We start from the raw sequence: 762 nt of genomic DNA, 5'->3' as shown, positions 1-762 counted from the left end.
CGCCGCTCAGACCGTGCTCCGTCACGACGACGCCCCGCACCCGCACGCCTTCACCCGCGGCGAGGTCGGCTGGGTCCCGCACCTGGAACCCCTCGCGGAGGAGGAGCTGACCGCGCGGCACTACGACGGTCTCGTCGACGCCGCGCGGGCGAAGAACGACTACTTCCGACTGTTGGCCCGCGACCCCGAGGTGCTCAAGGCGCGCACCTTGGTGGACAAGGACATCTTCTACAACGCTGCGGAGGGCCTCCCACGTGCGGACCGCGAGCTGGCGGCCACGGCGGCATCGCGTCGCAACGGCTGCGTCTTCTGCGCCTCGGTGCACTCTCGTTTCGCCGCGCACCACAGCAGGCGCACAGACGACGTCGACCTGCTGCTGGACGAGGGCGTCGATGCCGACCTCGGTGCGCGCTGGAACGCGATCGTCGCGGCATCCGTCGCCCTCACCGACACGCCCAGTGCGTTCGGCGAGGAGGAGATCGCGCGACTGCGCGCAGCAGGACTGGACGATCTGGAGGTCGCCGACCTCATCCACGGCGCCGCGTTCTTCAACTGGGCGAACCGACTGATGCTGTCGATCGGACGGCCGGTGGCTCCGGCCTGATCCGGAACGGCTGCCGCTAGGGCAGCAGGATGATCTTGCCCGAGGCGGCGCCGGATTCCATGAGCTCATGGGCCCGCGCCGCTTCGGCGAGCGGCAGCTGCGGTCCGAGCTCGATCGTGAAGTCCCCGGCATCCAGGAGCGCGATCGAGCTCGGACCG

At 70.2% G+C, this 762-nt stretch carries 2 protein-coding genes; one reads left to right on the top strand and one right to left on the bottom strand.

All coding sequences use genetic code 11. The features are described from left to right. Window positions 1–604 (top strand): alkylhydroperoxidase domain protein (locus KZA10_RS16630; protein ID WP_256935018.1); only part of this gene is annotated, 604 nt, incomplete at its 5' end. A gap of 16 nt (window positions 605–620) precedes the next feature. On the opposite strand, the gene KZA10_RS16625 is transcribed toward KZA10_RS16630, so the two are convergent. After that, window positions 621–740 (bottom strand): zinc-binding dehydrogenase, encoded by a 120-nt coding sequence (locus tag KZA10_RS16625; RefSeq protein WP_256935019.1) that lies wholly within the window; start codon window positions 738–740, stop codon window positions 621–623. Between the last annotated feature and the right edge of the window lie 22 nt (window positions 741–762).

It is taken from the genome of Microbacterium sp. BF1 (genome assembly GCF_019279095.1).
GTDB classification, from domain to species: Bacteria; Actinomycetota; Actinomycetes; order Actinomycetales; family Microbacteriaceae; genus Microbacterium; species Microbacterium maritypicum.
Note: the sequence above shows the minus strand (reverse complement) of the source record. Positions and strands in the feature narration are given on the sequence as shown.